We start from the raw sequence: 18,524 nt of genomic DNA on the forward strand, positions 1-18,524 counted from the left end.
GACGTCCCTCGTGCAGAGGCCGTTATCGGTCTTCGACTCGCCGAAGAGACGTTGAGGCGCGGCAGCATGGACGACGTTGACGGCACGTTCGCCGCAGTCGAAAATAACGTGAGATCATCGCTGAGTTCCACCCCTGCTGACTCATTTCTCTGGACGGCCCTCTACTCGGTTCGGACGGCACGCTATGGCTTTGATGAACGGGATATCATCTTTCTTCGCCGCTCCTATATTGCTGGGCCGCATGAGGGGTGGATCTCGCTAGGACGAAACCGCTTGGCACTTGCCATCTTTCAAACACTGGATTCTGACATGCAGCGAAACGTCGTGGCGGAGTTCTCTGAGATGGCCGACAGTGGCTTTGTCGAGGAAGCTTTGGACAATCTCAAGGGGATGGGCTGGGCGCATCGCGACCTGCTGTTGGCAAGTCTTGCATCCGTCGATGTTGGGGCGAAGGAGGAGTTTGCGCGACGCCTAGTCAGCGAGGGGCTGGACGCTCAAGTACCTGGCGTTCAGATCGACGAAAGGTCGTGGCGGCGATGAACTGGCTCCTCAGACACCTGGCTACGGCCTATATTCGTATTGGCATTGCTCTCGCCTGTACGCTGCTTCCAGCCGAAATCGCAGCACAAACCACAGGACCTCGTATAACAATGCAAGGTCCGGCGGAGAATTCCGGTTCCGCCGTCATTCGCAATGCAGCGGGTAAGCCGTGTTTGGACATCGAAGCCGCGGCCCGTGCGCACACAATCGACCGCGACGTGCTCGATCACGTGGTCAGTGTGAAGAACAACTGTCCGCGGAGCATCAAGGTGAAGATCTGCTATTTAAATTCAGATTCGTGCAATGCACTGGACGTCCAGGCATACAAGAGAGTCGATACGATCCTGGGGACCATGCGAAAGGTTTCGAATTTTAGGTACACCATCACCCAAAAATAGACACGTTCTCTGGCGGCTTTGTGGTCTGCTGGACCACCGTTGCAGTTACTGGATGAGTACGTGCACCACGATCACGGACTTGCCTCGAACGCGCAGGTTCTCGCCTACGACCTCTAATTTGAATGTATCAGTGCCCGCGCGCACCGGCGCACGATAGCGGAAAGACGGGCCCGATATGGTCAAGCTGCCAGCTCGCGGGGGCTCCGCAACGCTCACCTCGTGTAGTAGCATCGTCCGCGCGCGAAGACCCTGCACACATTCGGCATCTGAGTTCACGACAAAGCTCCAATACACCGTGTCAGAGGCTAGCTGAAAGACATTCTCGGGGTGGTAGACGCAAGTCGCTGCGCAAAGCTGCGCGGTGCCGACGATGGTCGCGAAGGCGATAGCAACAGACCGAATGCTTCGGCAGGTCATTAAGCTTCTCCACTCACACATACTACCGAGCAACAGCGGTAGGCGACCTTCCGCAAGCTTACGCACGAAAAGTCGCTCGCCACCAATGACGTGACAAGTGATTGGAATTACTCAGTTTGGCATCTTGAGATTGTGTCCGGATAGATCAATGATTCCGGCGCTGCCTCGAGGCGTCCACCGCTGGGAAAGCGATTGCCCGCCACCACGCTGTCGACCACCGCGCGATCCAGGACGATAAGAGGGACGTTAGCATTCGTCGGCACATCAACAAGGTTGTCGACCAATACGGCGCACCGCACTGTGCGCCACCGGGAAAAGGATTCGAGCAGGATCACGCGTCCACTTGTGGGGAGAGGCCCCCGGAATCGGTTGCCAACCACCTTATTGCCATCTCCTGCATGGATGCGCACGACAAATGGCTGATGCGCCGCGTCGCTCCAAGTGAAGTCGTTGTCCTTGATGGTGGTCTGCCTCGCACCTTCGGCATGGACGACAATGCCACCACCCAAATTGTCGTCAAAAGTGTTGTGGACGATGCGGTTACCGGAAATATCCGCTGTACCCTTGACGATCTGTATTGCGAAACGGGGACCGGCGCGGAAGGTGTTGCCTTCGATAAGAGTATTCGTGACCCGCTCCCATGATACCGTTTCACCATTGAGCACCTTGATACGATTGGGCTCGAGGTCTAACTCGGCCGATTCATAGACGGCCGGAGCGAATTTTGGATGCTCGTCAGGGCGGGTGCAGCGTCGGTCAGGTCCGGCAGGTGGAGTGCAGACGATGCCCGCCTGATTTCTCTCGAACAGGTTGTGGCGGAGCACGTTTCGGTCACCGTGGGATATCATCATTCCGTTGCGCAGATTTCCGCGCACCACGCTTTTCTCAATGATATTTCCGGCAGCCAGCGGCCGTGACTCCGGCGCGGCGCCGTTCGGCCAACCGAGCTTGCCGTTCCCTATATCCCGAGCGCCGGGATAGACCAGATTGGCCCCAAGGTAGATCCCGTCGCCATCGAAGTCCTCGACTCGCACCTCGCTGACGATCCAGTTTTTGCCTCCGAGGATGGCTATGCCGTGCATCGCACCCGAGAGCGGCATGGGGCCGCCGGCGTTCTGCTCGCGACTATTGCCACGCAGAAACAGATGCGCAATCCGCACGCCTTCAACGGATGCAACTGTGGCCATGTCCTTCGGCACAAACATATGGCCCGGCCGGATCGGCGAGCGCGACTCGGCCCCGGTCTTCGCGAGGGGTTGCGCTCGTAGCAATAGCTGTGAAGTCTCGCCGTCGCCCTCAATATCAACATGAGAGGGGAGCTCGATTGAGCCCACGAGGTAGCGTCCCGCTGGAATCCGGACTGTTCCCGAGACTTCGCTCGCTCTATCCACGGCGGTTTGAATGGCTGCTGTGTCGTCAGTTGTGCCGTCAGCGCGGGCACCGAATGTGCGTACGTTGAAGACTGGTCGATCGGTAGGCGCGTTTGCTTCGGAACGCGCCGGGCCAATCAAACCCAAGTTGACGAATGCAAGGACAACAACGAGTTGTCGTGGTCCAATGTTGAGCAAACAGCTCATGTGCTCCTACTCCGGACACCTGCACTCGCCGGCTGGACGGGAGACCTGACGCGTTGCGGCAAGAACTTGAGAAGCGGTTTTTCGATCCCAAGATGGAAGACTAAGCCTGCTGCGGTCGCCAGAATTGCAACGGCGACGAAGGCAGCTGCATCTTCAAACGTTGAATTCGGGTGCATCCGACAAATGACCTTAGAGGTTAAAACCACGATAGGGTAATGAACCAGATAGATTGAATACGAGGCGTCGCCAAGAATCAGCGCTATCGATGGCGCGCGCAACTCCCGCTGGCGCTCGATCGTCGCCGCTGCTCCGATGATCAATGCCGCGCCTGCGCCATATGTCCAAATTGACACGATGTTTTTGCTGTATTGCCCCAGTGCGAGGGCGATCCATGTCGCGAAGAAGATGAGGAAGCCGATGAGTAGCAGCCAAACGGGGGACACGAAAGCGCCTCGCCGATAGAGGATAGCTGCAACGATGCCGAAACCAAAGAGCAAGTTGTAACCGGAGAAGAGCCGGTCAATCGGCTCCGGAATCGTAAAGATCAACCCTGTCGCAATGGCTGAGAGAAGAGCCACAGCGATAAGCCATGTCGCTTGAGGCGCGGCGAGAGCGCAAGCAAACACGAGATAGAACAAGACCTCATGGCGCAGGGTCCATTCGACGGGAAGAAGCGATGGGCCGTGCCACGGCAAAATAAGAAAATCCTTTAGCGTGGTCCAGGGAAGCTCGGCCATTGGAATACGCTCCTGCGGCAAAATGGCAAACAACAGAAGCTGCGTGATCAGTACGACCCAGAGGGTCGGATAGAGACGCCGAAATCGCTTCCATAGGAACGGAAGTACTACGTCCTGCCGGCCGAAATCATCACCATGAGCCGTGACCATGACGAATCCGCTGAGAGCAAAGAAATAGAAAACGCCTGAGTCGCCCGAACGAAAGATCGGGAAAATCTCGCGGCCAATATACTTATCGAGCCCGAGCGTTACCTCTGTGTGATACAGGACGACCGCGATGGCGGCGAATGCTCGGCCAATCTGTAGTGTCTCGATTGAGGCTCTTGATTTCGAGGTCAGGATCATTTCCTTCCGAGCTTGCAGCTCTCGCTCTGGCACCGCGGCATCGGTCAAAAAGTGCTAGACGGTGCTGTCTCGGATTGACCGAGCCGGCCAGTTTTGGCGATTGTCCGCTTATACAATGCCTCGAGCTCGCTGAGATGGCGATCAGAAGTCGCAGGAGCCGCCCAGTAACGTTGATAAGCGGCCAAGCCGAGCGCTCTCACCAGTGAATCATCCGTCGCGAGGCGCTTAAGTGCATCGGCCAATGCTCCGGCGTTTCCGTTTTCGAACAACAAACCGTCCACGCCGGGCAGGATAGCTGCTGCAGGAGCGGTAACGGTTGCGGCAATGACGGGTACGCCCGCACTGAGGGCCTCGGGTACCACCATGCCTTGGGTTTCGCGCCATAATGATGGGACGATGACGGCCCGACTCGCGCGAATTGCGGCAGCAACCTGCTCTGCCGGAAGCCAGCCCGTGACGATTGCGGTTGGCGCAATACTTACTACGTGGCTACGCAGCTCACCGTCACCAACTAGGGTTAACGGTACGCCTGCAAGTTGGGCAGCCTCTGCTGCGATCAATACGCCCTTCTCACGGGAGAAACGACCGATATAGGTGAAATTTCTCGAGGTCTCTGGCGTTGCCGGCCCGAGATCGAGCACATCGATCGGATTAGGGACCACCACCATCTCAATCCGCGCTGGAAGGAGCGGGCGCATTATGCTTCGGGAGTAATCCGTGACGCAAATAGCGGCAGAAATAGCATCTTCTGCTTTAGCAAAATTCTTCAGCGCAATCTGTCGAGAGACCCGCCAAAGCTTATGTCCATAGGCTCGCGCGTCGCAGTTGCGCGTAATGCAGGAGGCCGACATCGGCACCCGGCGGCAGGCGGAGCCTTCAGGAAAATCATGTAGAGCTGCGTTCGGACAAACAAAGCCATAATCGTGCAGTGTTGCCACGACGGGATGCCCCGAGTGGGCAGAGGCAGCAAAAATGCTGGCCGAAAGCGCCTTTGACCAACTGTGGACGTGAACGACCGTGCGCCCCTTTCGCTTCCCGGCAAGAAGGTGAGCGAGTTCCTTGGCGGCGTGCACGTTCCAAAGGCCTTGCGCCGCCATCTGCAAGCGGCCGCCGCCAGCGAGGTCTTCTTGCCCCAGGATGCGGACATCGACACCTGCCTCAGTGAGCTCCGGCGCCACCGGGCCCATAGCGGCGAAGACGCTAACCCTGTGTCCAAGTTTGGCCAATCCAACGGCCGATTTCAGAGCGACCTTCGATGCGCCACCCCCGGGAAACCCGCGATCGTTAACGACCACAATTTCAAGAGCGTCAGCCCTAACCATCGACTTGTCCCTGCATTACGTCAGCGTACAGTCTGGCGGTGCGTTGCACGCAAGAATCCCAGCTAAACTGGCCAGCTTGACTGCGGCCAGTGAGCCGACGGAGTTGCCACTCTCGCTCGTTGTCCGCAAGCAGTAACATTGCGTCCGCTATATCGCTGGCGCGACAGGGATCGACATAGATTGCCGCGCCGCCACCGACTTCGGTCATCGGCGGGATGTTGGATGTTATGACGGGACATCCAGCCGCCATGGCTTCGAGAATGGGAAGGCCGAATCCCTCATAGAGAGAGGGGTAGAGAAAACCGGCCGCCCTTGCGTAGAGCGATTTCAGCACGTCCTCCGAAACATACCCCAGCTCGACGATACGATCCGCGACCCCGCTTGTCGTGATCACCTTCAGTTCGTCTGCCGAATCCCAGCCGCGAGCGCCGGTTAGGACAAGCTGATGAGGAATGCGCCCAATAATGCTCGCGAACGCAGTGACCACGCGTGCTAGATTCTTGCGCGGGCTAATCGAACCAGTGAATAAAAAAAAGGGACGTTCACTTAATTCTTGCGGTAGGGCAGCGATCGCCTTCGTACTTGGTGCAGCAAAAAACTCCTCTCCAACTCCTTCCTCGATCACATGAACCCGGTTGGCGGCCGGCCGGCCTCCGAGAGAAAGAAACTCATCCGCCGTCGCCTGAGAAACGCAAATAATGGCCGCGGCTCGTCGCACAGCTGCTGCAATCTGCGCTTTAAGGAGCCAAGCGCGGGCTTTACCGAAGTATTCGGGATGAGTGAGTACGCCGAGATCATGGTAAGTTACCACCCACGGCCGTTTTGTCCTTACGGGATAGTCGACGTCCAACGAGTGAACTATGTCGACCTTGCCGAGCCATCGTTCAAGTTGAGGTGCCGGAGAGCCTGACGCCCAAAGTGTGGCAAGGACGCGCCGACTCAATGGCAGGCGGCGAAAGCCGCTTGCGATCAGCCAGTCCGGAGGATCTCCGCCGAAATCGGACACGGAGGAAACCGGGATCGTGCTAACACCTTGGCGCGTGAGACCACCATAAATCTCGTGAGAGTAACGACTGAGCCCGAACCTCGTTCGCCGGGCGAAAGTGTCAGTGAGAAGAGCGACGCGCATTGAGAGGTACTCGCACTATAGGAGATCCAGTCTTCAAGCCCGATGCAGCGTGTGCTGTCAGTGCGGTTGTGAAGCCGGCAAATATCATGATCTGGTTCAGCAGCTCTTCGGCGAGAACGGCGTGGTTGTCCGCAAAGATAATGAAGATAAGGGCGATGCCGCCGCCGGTGGTGATATGTCGAACAGATCGCGGTGCGACAAGTCCTCGGTAAGCGACCCAAATCCAGAAGGCCGTCATGACAAGGAAACCAAAGAGGCCAAAGAAGTAGATGTACAGCAGATACCCGTTTGAGACGAACCCATCGAGAATCTCAGACGAGATTGCAATATTGTAGCGAGCAAGCTTCTGAATCTCGAGGCCAACACCGGTAAACAATAAGGAAGGATCCCATGCGAGCATCTCCCAGAAGCGCTGGGGACCCTCGGCTACGCGGGCGCTAACATTGGCTTCGTCGGTTCCTTGCGAGAGGCGCCCAAGCCGTTCGAGGAGTGCGCTTGCGTCGACGAACAGGAGAACGGTGCCGATCAGGCCGCCTCCCAAAACAAGACTGGGGAGCATCTTTGTTGGCGAGGTCGTCATGGCGTAGCCAAGCCCTATCAAGCCCGCCGCCAAGATAGCCTGGCGAGATCCACTAGCGATGATAATGGCGACTAACGATCCGAACACCATAATATTCAGCAGACTTTTCCGCCGGTCCACGGTCGTAATCAACCAATAGTTCAGCGCTGCCATCAGGGCAACGATGCCGAACGTATTTGGGGAGCCGAACGGACCCGAAACTCGACCTAGAGCGCTCAGGGCTTCGGCGGCGATTACACTGTAGCTGTCGTCACCTCCGACTTCGTCGCCATAGAAAAGGCGAACAAGAACAGCGTTCGACCCAGCGCTCGATTTCTGTAGGATCGCGATGATGGCCAACAGAAATAGGCCGGCCACGATTCCAAGGCGAAGACCGTTGCGTTCGGCGTCAGTCGCACCTCGCATCATGAAGGCGCCAAGTACAATTGTTGTCATGGCAAGACCAGTGTGGCCCAGATTCCAGATCATCTCGGGATACACACCGTACGTGAACATAGGCAGGAGAGTGCCAAAGATGGTCAAGATTGCGAGGAACAGAGGCATCCACGGAGGAGAATTCTGCGGCCAAGCAGGCTCGCCGGGGCGAAGAAGAACAACTGACCATACAAGGCATACGGCAACATCGAACAGATAGATCGGGATCGGTCCGATGAGACCGCGCAAGAGCGGAAGCCCGGTGACGAGGAAACCCCAGCCAAAGAACAACCAAGAAGTCCGGGTCGCCCGCGCCCAAAGAAGGAAGGCCACAACCGCGAGAAATACAGGGAGCGACTTCACTATCGTTCTCCGGGACGGACGGGGGAAACGCTGAGGCTCGTTGAGCTTGTCCGCGCTGGGGCCGACCATCGACGTAAGAGCTGAAGCATTGGTACTTCAAAGCCCCGGTGAACCACCAGCGACACGGCTATGGAAGCTGTGACAGCAAGTGCGAAGTAGGCGCTTGTGATGCCGATGTTAAGCTTTGCCCAAAGGATGCCCACTGCTCGCAAGGTAAATAGATGCGAAAGGTAGAGTGCGTAAGACCCGTCACCGCATACGACGAGGAAACGGCTCCAGGGTCTGTCGGGGAGGTCGTCGCCTAAGACCGTCGCGGCCACGATCATTGCGGCCGGAACACCCCAGTAGAACCAGCGATCTTGAAATGCGTTGAGTGCGGCCTGGTTTCCAACAGCGAGCGCGACGAAGGCCGCCACCATGACGAAGAGTCGAGCAGGGTTCGAAAGTCGAATCTCCGCCAAGAAGAGATGAGCGACGAATATTCCATAAAGAAATTCAAGGGTGATACGGAAGCCCCAAAAGTCTAGTTGGACACCAATCTGCCCAGGCGCAACGGTACGTACGAACATCAATCCCAAGAGTATCAGCACAACGACTGTGAGTCCGATCATGCGACGGAAAAGGAGACCAATTGTAAAGACGGCGTAGAAGAGCATCTCAAAGTTTAAGGTCCAGCCCACGGAAAGCGGCGGGACGAGCTCTCCGCCGGGCGATCGCCAAGGTACAAAGAATAATGAAGCGAGGACATGCGTGACGGAGACCTCATCGTGCCGAACATGTCCCGTAAGCAAAAGGGCCGCGACGACGGCCAAAAGCGTGAAGGTCCAATATAGGGGGACAACCCGGATAATTCGGCGTCGCAAGAATTCGAGCGATGCACCCTGACGGCCGAAGTCGTCGGCAGCAACTAGGAACATGACGAAGCCAGAAATGACGAAGAAGATGTCGACGCCTGCGTGCCAAGGAAGTCCGGTTGGGTCGGGGAGAGGAGTCAGGTCAGCTATCCGCCCCCGGCGCAGGGCATCCTGAAGATGGCCGATCAGAACCATGGCTGCCGCGAGAAACCGGAGCGTCTGGATCCCGCGAAGTGACGGCCGGCTGCTGCCAGTCTTATTTTTTGGGGTCACTGCGAGCCCGCGTTTTGCCATAAGTTTTGGATCCGACCGGCTACCGTAGTGTAGAGGGTATCCCAATTGCGAGTAGCTGCCACGTCACGTCGCATTTCGACCAGGTCGTGACGCGGGTCGAGAATGCGCTGCCGTACCAAATCCAGGAATTCATCCGCGTTCGATGCAAGATCTATCACCGCTCGCATTGTCTCCAGCGATCGCAGAGCAACCGACACCACCGGGCGGCCGGCCGCCAGATACTCGATCACCTTAAGAGGATCAGAACGGTGACGCAGTTCGTTGATCATGTGCGGTTGAATACAGACATCAAAGGCTTTGAGATAGACTGGCACCTGGCTGTGCGGCACTCCACCGATACGCACCAGGCCGGGAATTGCCGCGAAGCGCGCTTGCACCTCTGGCTTGACGGGGCCGACGATCACGATTTGGCCAGGCCAGGTTGCGCCAAGCCGAGTGAGCAGATCGAAGTCCATCCAGGTGGCAATTAGGCCCACGAAACCAATGCGCGGATGGGGGACGGTCGCAAGCGGATCTACCTGTGAGGCTTGATCAAAAAACATGGCGTCCGCGCCGTTCGGAACGCGCGAGATAGGGGCACTCGTGAACGTACCGAGCTTGCTCTTCAATTCGTCAGTGGTGGTAAAGATCTGGCTCGCCCCAGCGGCAAGACGGCGCTCGCGATGGCGCGTGAGCTCGCGCTCTCTTTCAGACGTCGCATAGAAATCGTAGTCATCCGTGACGTCGTAAATGATCGCTCGCGCTCGCAGATGGTCCAATGTGTGGACTGAAACCGGAAGCCGGCACCATGCCAAGGGATCGAGGAATCCAAGTTTTCTTGCCTGCGCTCGTATAGCTGCCGCAAAACGATATCCGTTCACGGCACCAATCAGATGCGAAGTCCGCGATCCCGGCAATTGTAACGGCAGGCTCATCACTGTGATGCCAGGCTCAACTTCGTGGGCTGAAGAACGGCGTTGACCCGCGCTCATTCGCGCGCGGATGGCGATCGGGTTCTCTACGTACAATATGCGTGCCCCGTCGGCAGCAAACCTGCGACAGAAATGATTCTGCCGAGTCCACACCCCCTGCCAAGGTGGAGATTGCAGCCAGATGATCTCAAGTCCAGCGAAACGCGGCGTTGGCTTCGAATTCATGGCGCCCTAACTGAACATTCGAAGAAATAGTGATAGCTGTAATCGGGACAGAACCACTGCCGCTCGATTTGCATGTGGCGTGAGATGATTTCTGCAACCTTGTTCACCGAGTGGCCGCGGGTCCCCAGTTCCCAGTAGTGCTGTCCGTCAAATGTCCAGCTCTTTGGCCGAGTCAGTTTCCGAGCGAAAGCGAACTTCAGCCGGTCCTTGAAAAGGCGGCCGCGGATTTCTACGGGATAACCCCAATGGGGCACTGAAATTACGACGTGATCACGCGCCGCGTTAGCCAGTTCCGCTATCGTCGGTTCGAAGTCTTCGAACGGCAGGTGCTCTAGCACCTGAAAAGCGCAAACGAGATCATGCGTCTTTTGTGGAACCGCTTGCGTCAATCGACGGATATCTCCCACATAGTCGGGCTCGAGGCGCGGATCGAAGTCGAAAGTCTTCACCTCAATCCCTGCCTTACGCAGGGCTGATGTGGTTGTGCCATTTCCTGGCCCGATCTCGAGAACACTGCGTGGCTTATGTCTGAGGACGGCATCAATTTGATACCAGTAAGAGATCCAGCGCCGCAGATGGACGTATTCAGAAAAGCCGTAGAACTCCGCGTCGACTTGGATGGCCGATGTCGAATCGTTTGTTGCGGTCATGGCCTATCGACGTCCTCAGCTGCAATTTTCTTTTCGAGTTCCTCGCGGGGTATGCGATTTTGCTCATCCCAAGCCACGGCCCAGCCATTAAACGTGCCTGAGAAGACGTAGAGAGCAAATATCAACCCAAGTTCTCCGTGTCGCCACGCGCCCCCCCACACCCAAGCCTTCAGCGCTCGCCAAGCCGGAACAAATAGGAGGTGCCACCAGCGAACCCGAACCTTCATCATGACATCGCGTGCTGTCGGATGCGCATAGCCGGCATTTTTCGAGATTCGCTCGACGAAGCTCTCATCATTGAGGTGCCACATCTCGGCGGCCAACTGACCGATATTTGCTTCGCCCCCATCAACGTCGACTCGTTCATGTATCGAGCCCACAAAGCGATGCCGGCCGCGGCGAGCCAACTGGACGTTGTTCCAGGATTCCCAGCCGCCCGCTCGGAACGGCCGGTGCAGAAAGAAATTGAGGCGGCGGTAACGAAAAGCGAGCGCCTTGGTTCTTGGCAAGATCGAGCGGATCTCAGTTGCGAGACCACGTGAAATTCGCTCATCGATGTCCATATGCAGAAGCCAGTCGGCCGTTGCTAGCTCCGATCCAGCATTCCGCTGGGCCGCAAACCCTCCCTCGGGTTCGAGCCGCCGTTCTAGCACCCGAACCTTCGGTTCAGCGCTTCGCAGGACGTCAAGCGTCCCGTCGGTCGAGCCGTCGTCGACAACAACAACTTCATCTGCGACGGTGGATACGTTCGACAGGAAAGAGCGGATATCGCGAATTTCGTTTCGCGAAATAGCGATCACGGCCAGCGTCGGTGATGAAGATTGATTGGTCATTTCGTCTTCTCGAACAAAGACGCGAGGGTGCGAATATGGCAACGCGCATCGTACTTCTCTTCGACCGTTACGCGAGCAGCCGCTGCCATGTTTGTTGCCATGCCCGGGCCCGACAATTTCTTGAGGGCTTCGATGAAGCCGTCTTCGTCGTCAACTGCGGATAGAATGAAGCCGCTCGTCCCATTCGCGATGATTTCGCTCGCGGCGGGTAGAGGTGAGACGATCACCGGTCTGCCTGAGGCCATCGCCTCGACGACAACGTTAGGGAGGCCATCGTTGAAGTCGTCTGATGCGAGTAGGGCAAAGACATGACATGCCCGCATATGGCCAGTGACTTCCTCATGAGAGACCCAGCCTGGAAGGTTCAGGCGTTCTGAAAAATTCAGCTCCAATGCGATTCTACGGATCGCCGCTTCCTCTGGTCCGCGACCAAGAATTGTAAGTTGCACGTCGATACCCCGATGGACCGCAGCGGCGCAGGCGCGCACAAGCCGGTCGAAACCTTTGGTGCCGGTTAGTCGCCCAGCGGACAAGATGCGCAGCGGCGGGTTAGGGGCGGCTGGAGGCTGGACAGCGAAGGCCGCGGTATCGACGCCGTGATAGACAAGATGTGACTTTGCCCGTGCGGTGGGATCTAGCCGCGACAAGAGGTATTCCATCGCCGCGCGGTTGCAGAACGTGGCGAATCGAACGCGCTCGAAACAGGCGGGAAAATGGCCACTGTCGTGCGCTACTTCGTGCGCGTGGATGCTGACCGAATAGGGGAGGCCCGTGACTGAACTTGCAAGATGCGCGCATTGCGTCGCATACGGCCAGTGAGCGTGAAGTTGGGTGACCCCATCTTGGCGCGCACGTTGAGCAACAGCAGCAGCGCGGCCGGCGCGCAATAGGCGGGTGGTTTGAGAGGTGGTGGTTGGCGCAATCCGGCGCTCTTCTCGGAGCATGTTCGGCGCACTGCGCGCAACGATGCCTTGCGCAGCCTCAAATTTTGAGATGTATTGAGTTCGCGACATCAAATGCTGTGCCTGTTTGCCGAGCAGTTTCGCGTCAGCACCTTCAGGCTTGTCGAACGAGTAAATCTCCACGTCGTAGCCAAGCTTTATCACGTCGGCAACTTCGCGGCTGATGAAGGTTTCGGACGGCCAAGGGAAACGGTGAATTACATATCCGATTTTCATTCAGCGGTCTCGCAATAGCTTGAGCAAAGCTGGGTTCGAAAGAAGGGCAGCGGGGCTTTCGGGGGCGAGCGCAAGCTTTAAAGCAAGGCCTTGATATTTAACAATGATTCGCGAATCTCGCACTTGACCGTCCTTGCCTACCGCTTGAACCAGACCGAGTGGAGATGAGTGGTATCTTATCACCGCATTTGCAGTCTTACGGGCCTGCTCCACGTAATCCGACCTGCCACTCACCCCCCCCAGCTTGAGAAGGGCGATTGCCATATCGACGTTGGCATCGAGGTGATCTCGCTCGCCATCGGGCGTCTCTGGGAAAAGTCCATTCGCCCATTGATGGGTTACCCAACGTCGAGCAATAGCGAAAGCCAATTCCAGCGCTCCCTCTTGGACGCCGCCGAGGTAAAGATCACAAAGCAGGTCTATGCTTGAGAATGCCGCCTTCAGAGACACGTCGTGACCGTCTCTTTGCCGACCAAGCCACAGGAATACATCGCCCTCGTTAAGGAATAGAGAGCGAAATCCCCGAAGCCAGTCTGTAATCGCGTGTCGCCAACGCTCCTCGGCCGTAGCCTGCCAGAGCGAAAGTAGCCCCCAAACGAAATTGGTGTTGTCCTTAAACAGCCTCGCTCGTGAGGTGGTGGCGTAGCCTGCGAGACGTGACGCAGCCGATGAATAAGAACAGGGCACTCGATGAAAGATGCCTGTCTCGCGAAAGTCTTCGGTCTCGATCCAGCGCGCAGCAAGCCGGCGTGAAGCTTGCACGAAGCCGGGATCTCCCGTCGCAGCGTAAAGCTCCAGCCAAAGTTCGATATATCCGCCATTGAAGGGACTGGCGGGTCTCAACCAGGTTCGTGCGTCTCGCCATTCGATCGTGCCATCGACGAGGAAGTCGTCGATGAACATTGTCTTAATCAGAGTGAAAGCTCCATCCCGCGCTAACGCAAGCAGCGAGGCATCTCCCGTAAGTTCGTGTAGCTCCAGCAACCCGAGCAGCCAGTCATGATTGTCGAAGAGGCGGATTCGCCCTCGATTGCGAAACAGAGAGTTGGACAGATGCGGACGGGCCGCCTTGATCTGCCGCTCGACGAAATCGCGCCTGCCGAAATGAGCCAGGAATGGGAGTACGTCACCGAAATCGGCGATGAGCGGAGTCGGATCGACTATCGCTCCGTCGCTGCTGAGGGCAGTTATCAGCAGGCCATCAGCCCCAACGTATCGATTGACGCATAACTCAAGAGTGCGCTCGATCCAGTCGTGGTTCTGGCCGCAGAGAGAGGAGATTGGATGGGTCAATAGTGGTACCTGAAGATCTGCAGGCCAAAACGTCTAAGAATGTATTTGTCGACTTTCAGCATAGCGTGACGGACCACATCTTGGACAACAAGGCGCCAGAAAATCGTGATCGCCATGGCGCGAGGAGGCTGCCGTGGCGCAACGCCGATCACGGGGGGAGGCGCAATCGTCGATCCAAGGTGATCGGCGCGCCCTTTGAACATCGTCGTTTCGTGCCCCACGTGTCGCGTACGGATAATCGCAAGCCCGTCGCCAGCGGCCACGACAAGTTCCCCAAAGCCGTCATCATCAAGGTCCGCAATGATTGGTGAGCCGCGCACCATCGCTCCCATCGAGATGCGAGAAAGTTGATGCCCGGTCTCGGCATCCAGCGCAACGAGCTCGCCGTTGTTTGATCCTGCCACGACCTCAACGCGCCCATCACCGTTGATGTCTGCCAAGAGGGGCGTCGTGTAACTGCGACAAACCGCGTGCTCTGTGAAATAGACCCCGCTGTGGGGCCGGCATCGATGATCCGTCCCGTGGACGCAGTTGGAGGTCGGACCAAATTCATGTCGCCAGAGAAGTCGGCCATCAGAAATATCAACCGCCACGACGGCCGGACGAGCTAGGGAGCACGCTATGGCTACTGACGACCGTCCAGGTCGATCCAACAGCATCGGGCTGGAGTCGACGCCGCCGCCAACTTCAGCAGTCCATACACGTTGTCCATTGCGGCCATCGAGCGCGATGATAGCGTTGTCCCCCTCGCCGCCGGTGTGCTCGCCTCCGCCAAGGATCACTAATGGACGCCCGTTCTCGTCGATCGTAAAGGATGGAGTCGAATCCGGGTCATAGGCCAGCTTGGCAAACCACTTGATGCGGCCGTCTCGTGTGTCCACGCAGAAGATTCTGGATGACCGGATGCCAACAACGACTTCCAGTATCCCGTCGCGGTCGACGTCCGCGAGGAGAGGAGATGAGACGACACCTCGTTTCATCGGGCCGGCAAACAAATGGTTGGGTAATCGCCGGCGCCAGCATTCTTGCCCGTTCGGCTTGAGTGCGATCAAGAGCGGGCCGTAGATGGCGACGAAGAGCATTGGCGATCCCGTTTGGCCGACGTCGGCCACGGCGACAGTCGCGCGTATCACGTCGCGAAAGTCGCGACGCCATAGCACGGAGCCGTCCGTCCGAAAGACGAGCAGTTCACCGCCGTGAGTTCCAATAATGATTTCCGGGCGGCCGTCCGCATCGAGGTCGAATATCGTCGGCGAAGCCGTGATCTCCGCCCCAAGGTAATGCCTCCAGATAAGCGAACGATCTCTCCCGTCAATTGCCGTAATCCAACCGGCTCGATCGACCGCAACAATGAGGGTTCTGCCGTCGCAGCGAACTACCGCTGGTGTTGACCACGTCTCACCTCCAAGAGGCACTTCGGCATCCGCCTTGAGCCCCCCCCAACTTTGGCTGATCTCCAGTGCTGTCAAGGTTGCGCTCCTGACATGAGGCACTTCCCCTCAACCCAAGTGGCCAGTGCACGAATCTGTCCTTGTGCTCGAAACGGAGCAGTAGAGCTCGCGAAGCGAAGTAACGCAGCCAAATGCCGGCCGCTAAAAGCGACAACGACAATCAAGTAAACCAAACCGCCGGCGAGGCAGGCCGCGCCAATCAACGGGAATGATGTCATTGTCGCGATCGCCGTCCACCAAATTGCTCCCGTCAAGGCGAGCCCACCGATGATTGGAAATACAGATCTGATGGGCCTCATGCCAACACGGCGACCGACTGCAAGAAATACGAATGCGAAATTTGCAGCCACGCCTATTGTAGCGGCGATTGGATAGGAGGTGAGGCCGAGCGGCTGAGCCAAGAGCGAGACCAGAGCGACTTGAATCGCAAACCCCGCAAGGCCGCCGACTAGCAATGCTCGCGTTTGGCCTAGTGCCTTTGCCGCCTGGGCAGTTGGTACTGCCAGAACTTGAATCGCGGAGACCGCGGTTAAAGAGCGGATGAGCTCACCCACATTAGCCCACTGAGAAGAGAGAACATGTGGCATAAGCACGGGAGCGATTATACCGAGAAACAGAACTGGCGGCAGGAAGACCATGGCACCAGCGGCGATACTCCTCTCCAATAGAGCTCCGACCGCTTGCGGGTCATCTTGAATACGGGAAAAGAGCCGAAATTGTACGCCGGCGAGCATCACGAGCGGCTGAAGCAATAGTGCTTCGAGCATCGTATTGGCCATCGACGCGATGCCAACGGCGGCCGCGCCAAAGAACAGACCGATCACGACCGGGATTACAGAGCGTTGTGCTAGATCTATCAACATCTGCCCTTGGAGCGGAAGGGCGAATCTCATTAATTCCAACGCTCGAGGCAATTCAAAATCGAAACGTGGTCGACTATGCACGAGCAAGTAAGCAACGGTGGCACCGGTAGTGTGGCGGAGCAGCGTTGCGGCGACCAATGCCCATACACCGAGACCGTACGCCGCGCCGCCAATCGCTATGACCAGATAGACGATATACTCGATAATTTCGCAGATCGTTGTCCGATCATGCCGAAGCGCGCGCTGGAGCATAGCGAAGGGAATCGATCGCAAGGATATCGGAAACAACGCCAGGGCCATCGCCTGAATGATCGGCGTAAGGCCAGCAGAATCTTCCCAATGCGTGGCGATTTTTGGCGCCGACGTCAATATCGTGATGATAATGATTGCAGTCGCCGTCTGTTGGAGCGTGAGGGCCACGCGATAGTCGGCAGCCAGGAGCATTTCGCGACGGCGGATCAGTGCCGCCGTAATACCGCCAACCGCTATTGCCTGCAGTACCGTCAATACGAATTGCGAAGCCGCAAATAGACCGAACTCCGCTGGCGCAATCAATCGAGCCAACGCCAGGGTACCGACAAAAGCGAGGAGGCGCACCAGTGCGTGGCGCCCAAGCACGCTCATGGCACCGCGGGCTGCGCGGTGTCTTGCTTCACTGGCAGAAAGTTCCAGTTCTGTTGGTGTCGCCATCAACTGCTAGCCAGGCGCTGCATTAGCGTTTCAATCTCGTTCCAGACTCGTATTCGATCGAATTGCTCCACCACTCGCTTGCGCGCGCGAAGTTCGAAGTCGCGCCGCTCTGCCGGGTTCGTGAGGAGACGAAGTACTGCTTCGGAAGCGCCTACGACATCCCCTTTTTCAACCAATAGGCCGCTCACGCCATCGGCAACCGCCTCTTCGACACCAGGTACACGGAAGCCAACAGAGGCGCGTTCCATGCCCGCGGCCTCGAGCAGTACGTTGCCAAAGCCTTCAAAGAACGATGGAAACAGAAAGACCGTGCATAACGAGTAGAAGTCTTCGGTCTTCTCGACATACCCGACGCGATGCACGAATGGGCTTTCCGCAAAGTATCGTACGGTGTGGGCGGAGGCGGGGTCGCGCTCATCGTCCGGGCCGACCACGACCAAATGAGCATTCGGCTGAGCTGAGCGCACGCGCTCAAAGATCGGCGGGAGGAGATCTACGCCTTTCTCGCCACAGACGCGTCCAATAAACAGAACGACGGGCGCGCCGTCGGGAATGCCCAGATTTTGCCGGAGAGCATCCCCTGCTGCGAGAGCGCCTGGTGTGATCTTGAATCTCTGAGTATCGAGGCCGTTGCTTGAACCAGAACCTAGGAGCACGAGTTTCTCGGGTGCGCAGACTTTTGCTTCGCGCAAGAAGACGTCAAGCTGGCGGGAAATCGGCACGACAGCTATCGAGAACCGTGAGATGAGGCGATCGACGTTAACGTAAATTGTCCGCTTTAGGCCACTCATAAGCTCGTAAACACAGCGACGATAGACGAACATGACGCGACCGTTGAAAGTTGCCGCTGCGGCGATGGAGGCCAGCAGAGAGGCTTTCGGTGTCGAAATGTGGATCACGTCATATCGATTGCGTGTGAAGAAACTAATGAACCTTATCAGGCCCATAGCGTCGGCTGCAGGGGATGGCAGGCGACGCATCGGGATGACGTAGGGCTTCAATACTCCGAAGTGTTCCTCGGGAAAGTCGCTGTATTCGTGGTCACCGACGATCACATCGATCTCCCAGCCCTGACTACGGAGGTATGGAAACAGTCCCTTGTAGAGCGTGGCAAGGGTCAAACTGTGCGTGCAAACGAAGCAGGCGCGACGCGATTTCATAGTTTTATCCTGGGGATCTGCGTGTTTACAATGCATGTTCTGAGCTCGACGGATCTGGCCGAGAGAGCGCGTGTGACCGGGGCATCCCATCAAGCCTCGGGGTTTGGGAGCTAGACCGAGCTGGGAGCTGCCCCCGGCGTGAGGTTCGCGATAAGGTTTATCGCCGCTTTCAAATTAAAGAAGCCCAAGAATTCTCCTTTTTGCCAACTGCGATGTCAGTTACAGCGGCTGCGCCGTACTCGACGGTCCGTCACTGACTCAGTTCCCGGCTGACGCAAATTTCGAGCCAGTGTCGCGCGA

General features: G+C 57.3%; 16 protein-coding genes. 2 read left to right on the plus strand and 14 right to left on the minus strand.

Going from position 1 to position 18,524, the window contains the following annotated elements; genetic code table 11:
• Positions 1-66: 66 nt before the first annotated feature.
• Both IVB45_RS07955 and IVB45_RS07960 read left to right on the plus strand, forming a co-directional pair.
• Positions 67-540 (plus strand): hypothetical protein, encoded by a 474-nt coding sequence (locus IVB45_RS07955; RefSeq protein ID WP_247357152.1) that lies wholly within the window; start codon positions 67-69, stop codon positions 538-540.
• A complete protein-coding gene (locus IVB45_RS07960) occupies positions 528-938 on the plus strand; it encodes a hypothetical protein (RefSeq protein ID WP_247357151.1) in 411 nt (136 codons plus the stop codon). The genes IVB45_RS07955 and IVB45_RS07960 overlap by 13 nt, the downstream gene beginning before the upstream one ends.
• Before the next feature lie 524 nt (positions 939-1,462).
• On the opposite strand, the gene IVB45_RS07965 is transcribed toward IVB45_RS07960, so the two are convergent.
• The 14 genes from IVB45_RS07965 to IVB45_RS08030 all read right to left on the minus strand — a co-directional run bounded on the left by IVB45_RS07965 (position 1,463) and on the right by IVB45_RS08030 (position 18,224).
• Positions 1,463-2,932, minus strand: a complete 1,470-nt coding sequence (locus tag IVB45_RS07965; protein ID WP_247357150.1) for a right-handed parallel beta-helix repeat-containing protein — start codon at positions 2,930-2,932, stop codon at positions 1,463-1,465.
• The gene (locus IVB45_RS07970) at positions 2,929-4,014 is read right to left on the minus strand and encodes an acyltransferase (protein ID WP_247357149.1); all 1,086 of its coding nucleotides are present in this window, start codon (positions 4,012-4,014) and stop codon (positions 2,929-2,931) included. Before IVB45_RS07970 ends, IVB45_RS07965 begins: the two co-directional genes overlap by 4 nt.
• 44 nt (positions 4,015-4,058) lie before the next feature.
• Positions 4,059-5,336: a glycosyltransferase family 4 protein gene (locus IVB45_RS07975; protein WP_247357148.1), complete on the minus strand. Its 1,278-nt coding sequence runs from the start codon at positions 5,334-5,336 to the stop codon at positions 4,059-4,061.
• A complete protein-coding gene (locus IVB45_RS07980; RefSeq protein WP_247357147.1) occupies positions 5,329-6,465 on the minus strand; it encodes a glycosyltransferase family 1 protein in 1,137 nt (378 codons plus the stop codon). The genes IVB45_RS07975 and IVB45_RS07980 overlap by 8 nt, the downstream gene beginning before the upstream one ends.
• Complete coding sequence (locus tag IVB45_RS07985) at positions 6,443-7,822, minus strand: hypothetical protein (protein ID WP_247357146.1); 1,380 nt, start codon at positions 7,820-7,822, stop codon at positions 6,443-6,445. The genes IVB45_RS07980 and IVB45_RS07985 overlap by 23 nt, the downstream gene beginning before the upstream one ends.
• Entirely contained in the window at positions 7,822-8,970 is a 1,149-nt protein-coding gene (locus tag IVB45_RS07990) for an acyltransferase (protein WP_256469476.1), read from the minus strand. The genes IVB45_RS07985 and IVB45_RS07990 overlap by 1 nt, the downstream gene beginning before the upstream one ends.
• Positions 8,946-9,977: a glycosyltransferase gene (locus IVB45_RS07995; protein WP_247357144.1), complete on the minus strand. Its 1,032-nt coding sequence runs from the start codon at positions 9,975-9,977 to the stop codon at positions 8,946-8,948. The genes IVB45_RS07990 and IVB45_RS07995 overlap by 25 nt, the downstream gene beginning before the upstream one ends.
• A 125-nt stretch (positions 9,978-10,102) precedes the next feature.
• Positions 10,103-10,756 (minus strand): methyltransferase domain-containing protein, encoded by a 654-nt coding sequence (locus IVB45_RS08000; protein ID WP_247357143.1) that lies wholly within the window; start codon positions 10,754-10,756, stop codon positions 10,103-10,105.
• Positions 10,753-11,589 carry a glycosyltransferase family 2 protein gene (locus tag IVB45_RS08005; RefSeq protein WP_247357142.1) on the minus strand — a complete coding sequence of 279 codons (837 nt, stop codon included), beginning with the start codon at positions 11,587-11,589 and terminating at the stop codon, positions 10,753-10,755. The genes IVB45_RS08000 and IVB45_RS08005 overlap by 4 nt, the downstream gene beginning before the upstream one ends.
• Positions 11,586-12,767, minus strand: coding sequence for a glycosyltransferase family 4 protein (locus IVB45_RS08010; protein ID WP_247357141.1), 1,182 nt, complete (start codon positions 12,765-12,767; stop codon positions 11,586-11,588). The genes IVB45_RS08005 and IVB45_RS08010 overlap by 4 nt, the downstream gene beginning before the upstream one ends.
• The gene (locus IVB45_RS08015; protein ID WP_247357140.1) at positions 12,768-14,060 is read right to left on the minus strand and encodes a hypothetical protein; all 1,293 of its coding nucleotides are present in this window, start codon (positions 14,058-14,060) and stop codon (positions 12,768-12,770) included. It abuts the gene before it with no gap.
• Positions 14,057-15,529, minus strand: a complete 1,473-nt coding sequence (locus tag IVB45_RS08020) for a PQQ-binding-like beta-propeller repeat protein (RefSeq protein ID WP_247357139.1) — start codon at positions 15,527-15,529, stop codon at positions 14,057-14,059. The genes IVB45_RS08015 and IVB45_RS08020 overlap by 4 nt, the downstream gene beginning before the upstream one ends.
• Positions 15,526-17,064: an oligosaccharide flippase family protein gene (locus IVB45_RS08025; protein ID WP_247357138.1), complete on the minus strand. Its 1,539-nt coding sequence runs from the start codon at positions 17,062-17,064 to the stop codon at positions 15,526-15,528. The genes IVB45_RS08020 and IVB45_RS08025 overlap by 4 nt, the downstream gene beginning before the upstream one ends.
• A complete protein-coding gene (locus tag IVB45_RS08030; RefSeq protein ID WP_247357137.1) occupies positions 17,064-18,224 on the minus strand; it encodes a glycosyltransferase in 1,161 nt (386 codons plus the stop codon). Before IVB45_RS08030 ends, IVB45_RS08025 begins: the two co-directional genes overlap by 1 nt.
• Positions 18,225-18,524: the final 300 nt, after the last annotated feature.

Origin of the sequence: Bradyrhizobium sp. 4 (assembly GCF_023100905.1) — a bacterium.
In the GTDB taxonomy this organism is placed as follows: Bacteria; Pseudomonadota; Alphaproteobacteria; order Rhizobiales; family Xanthobacteraceae; genus Bradyrhizobium.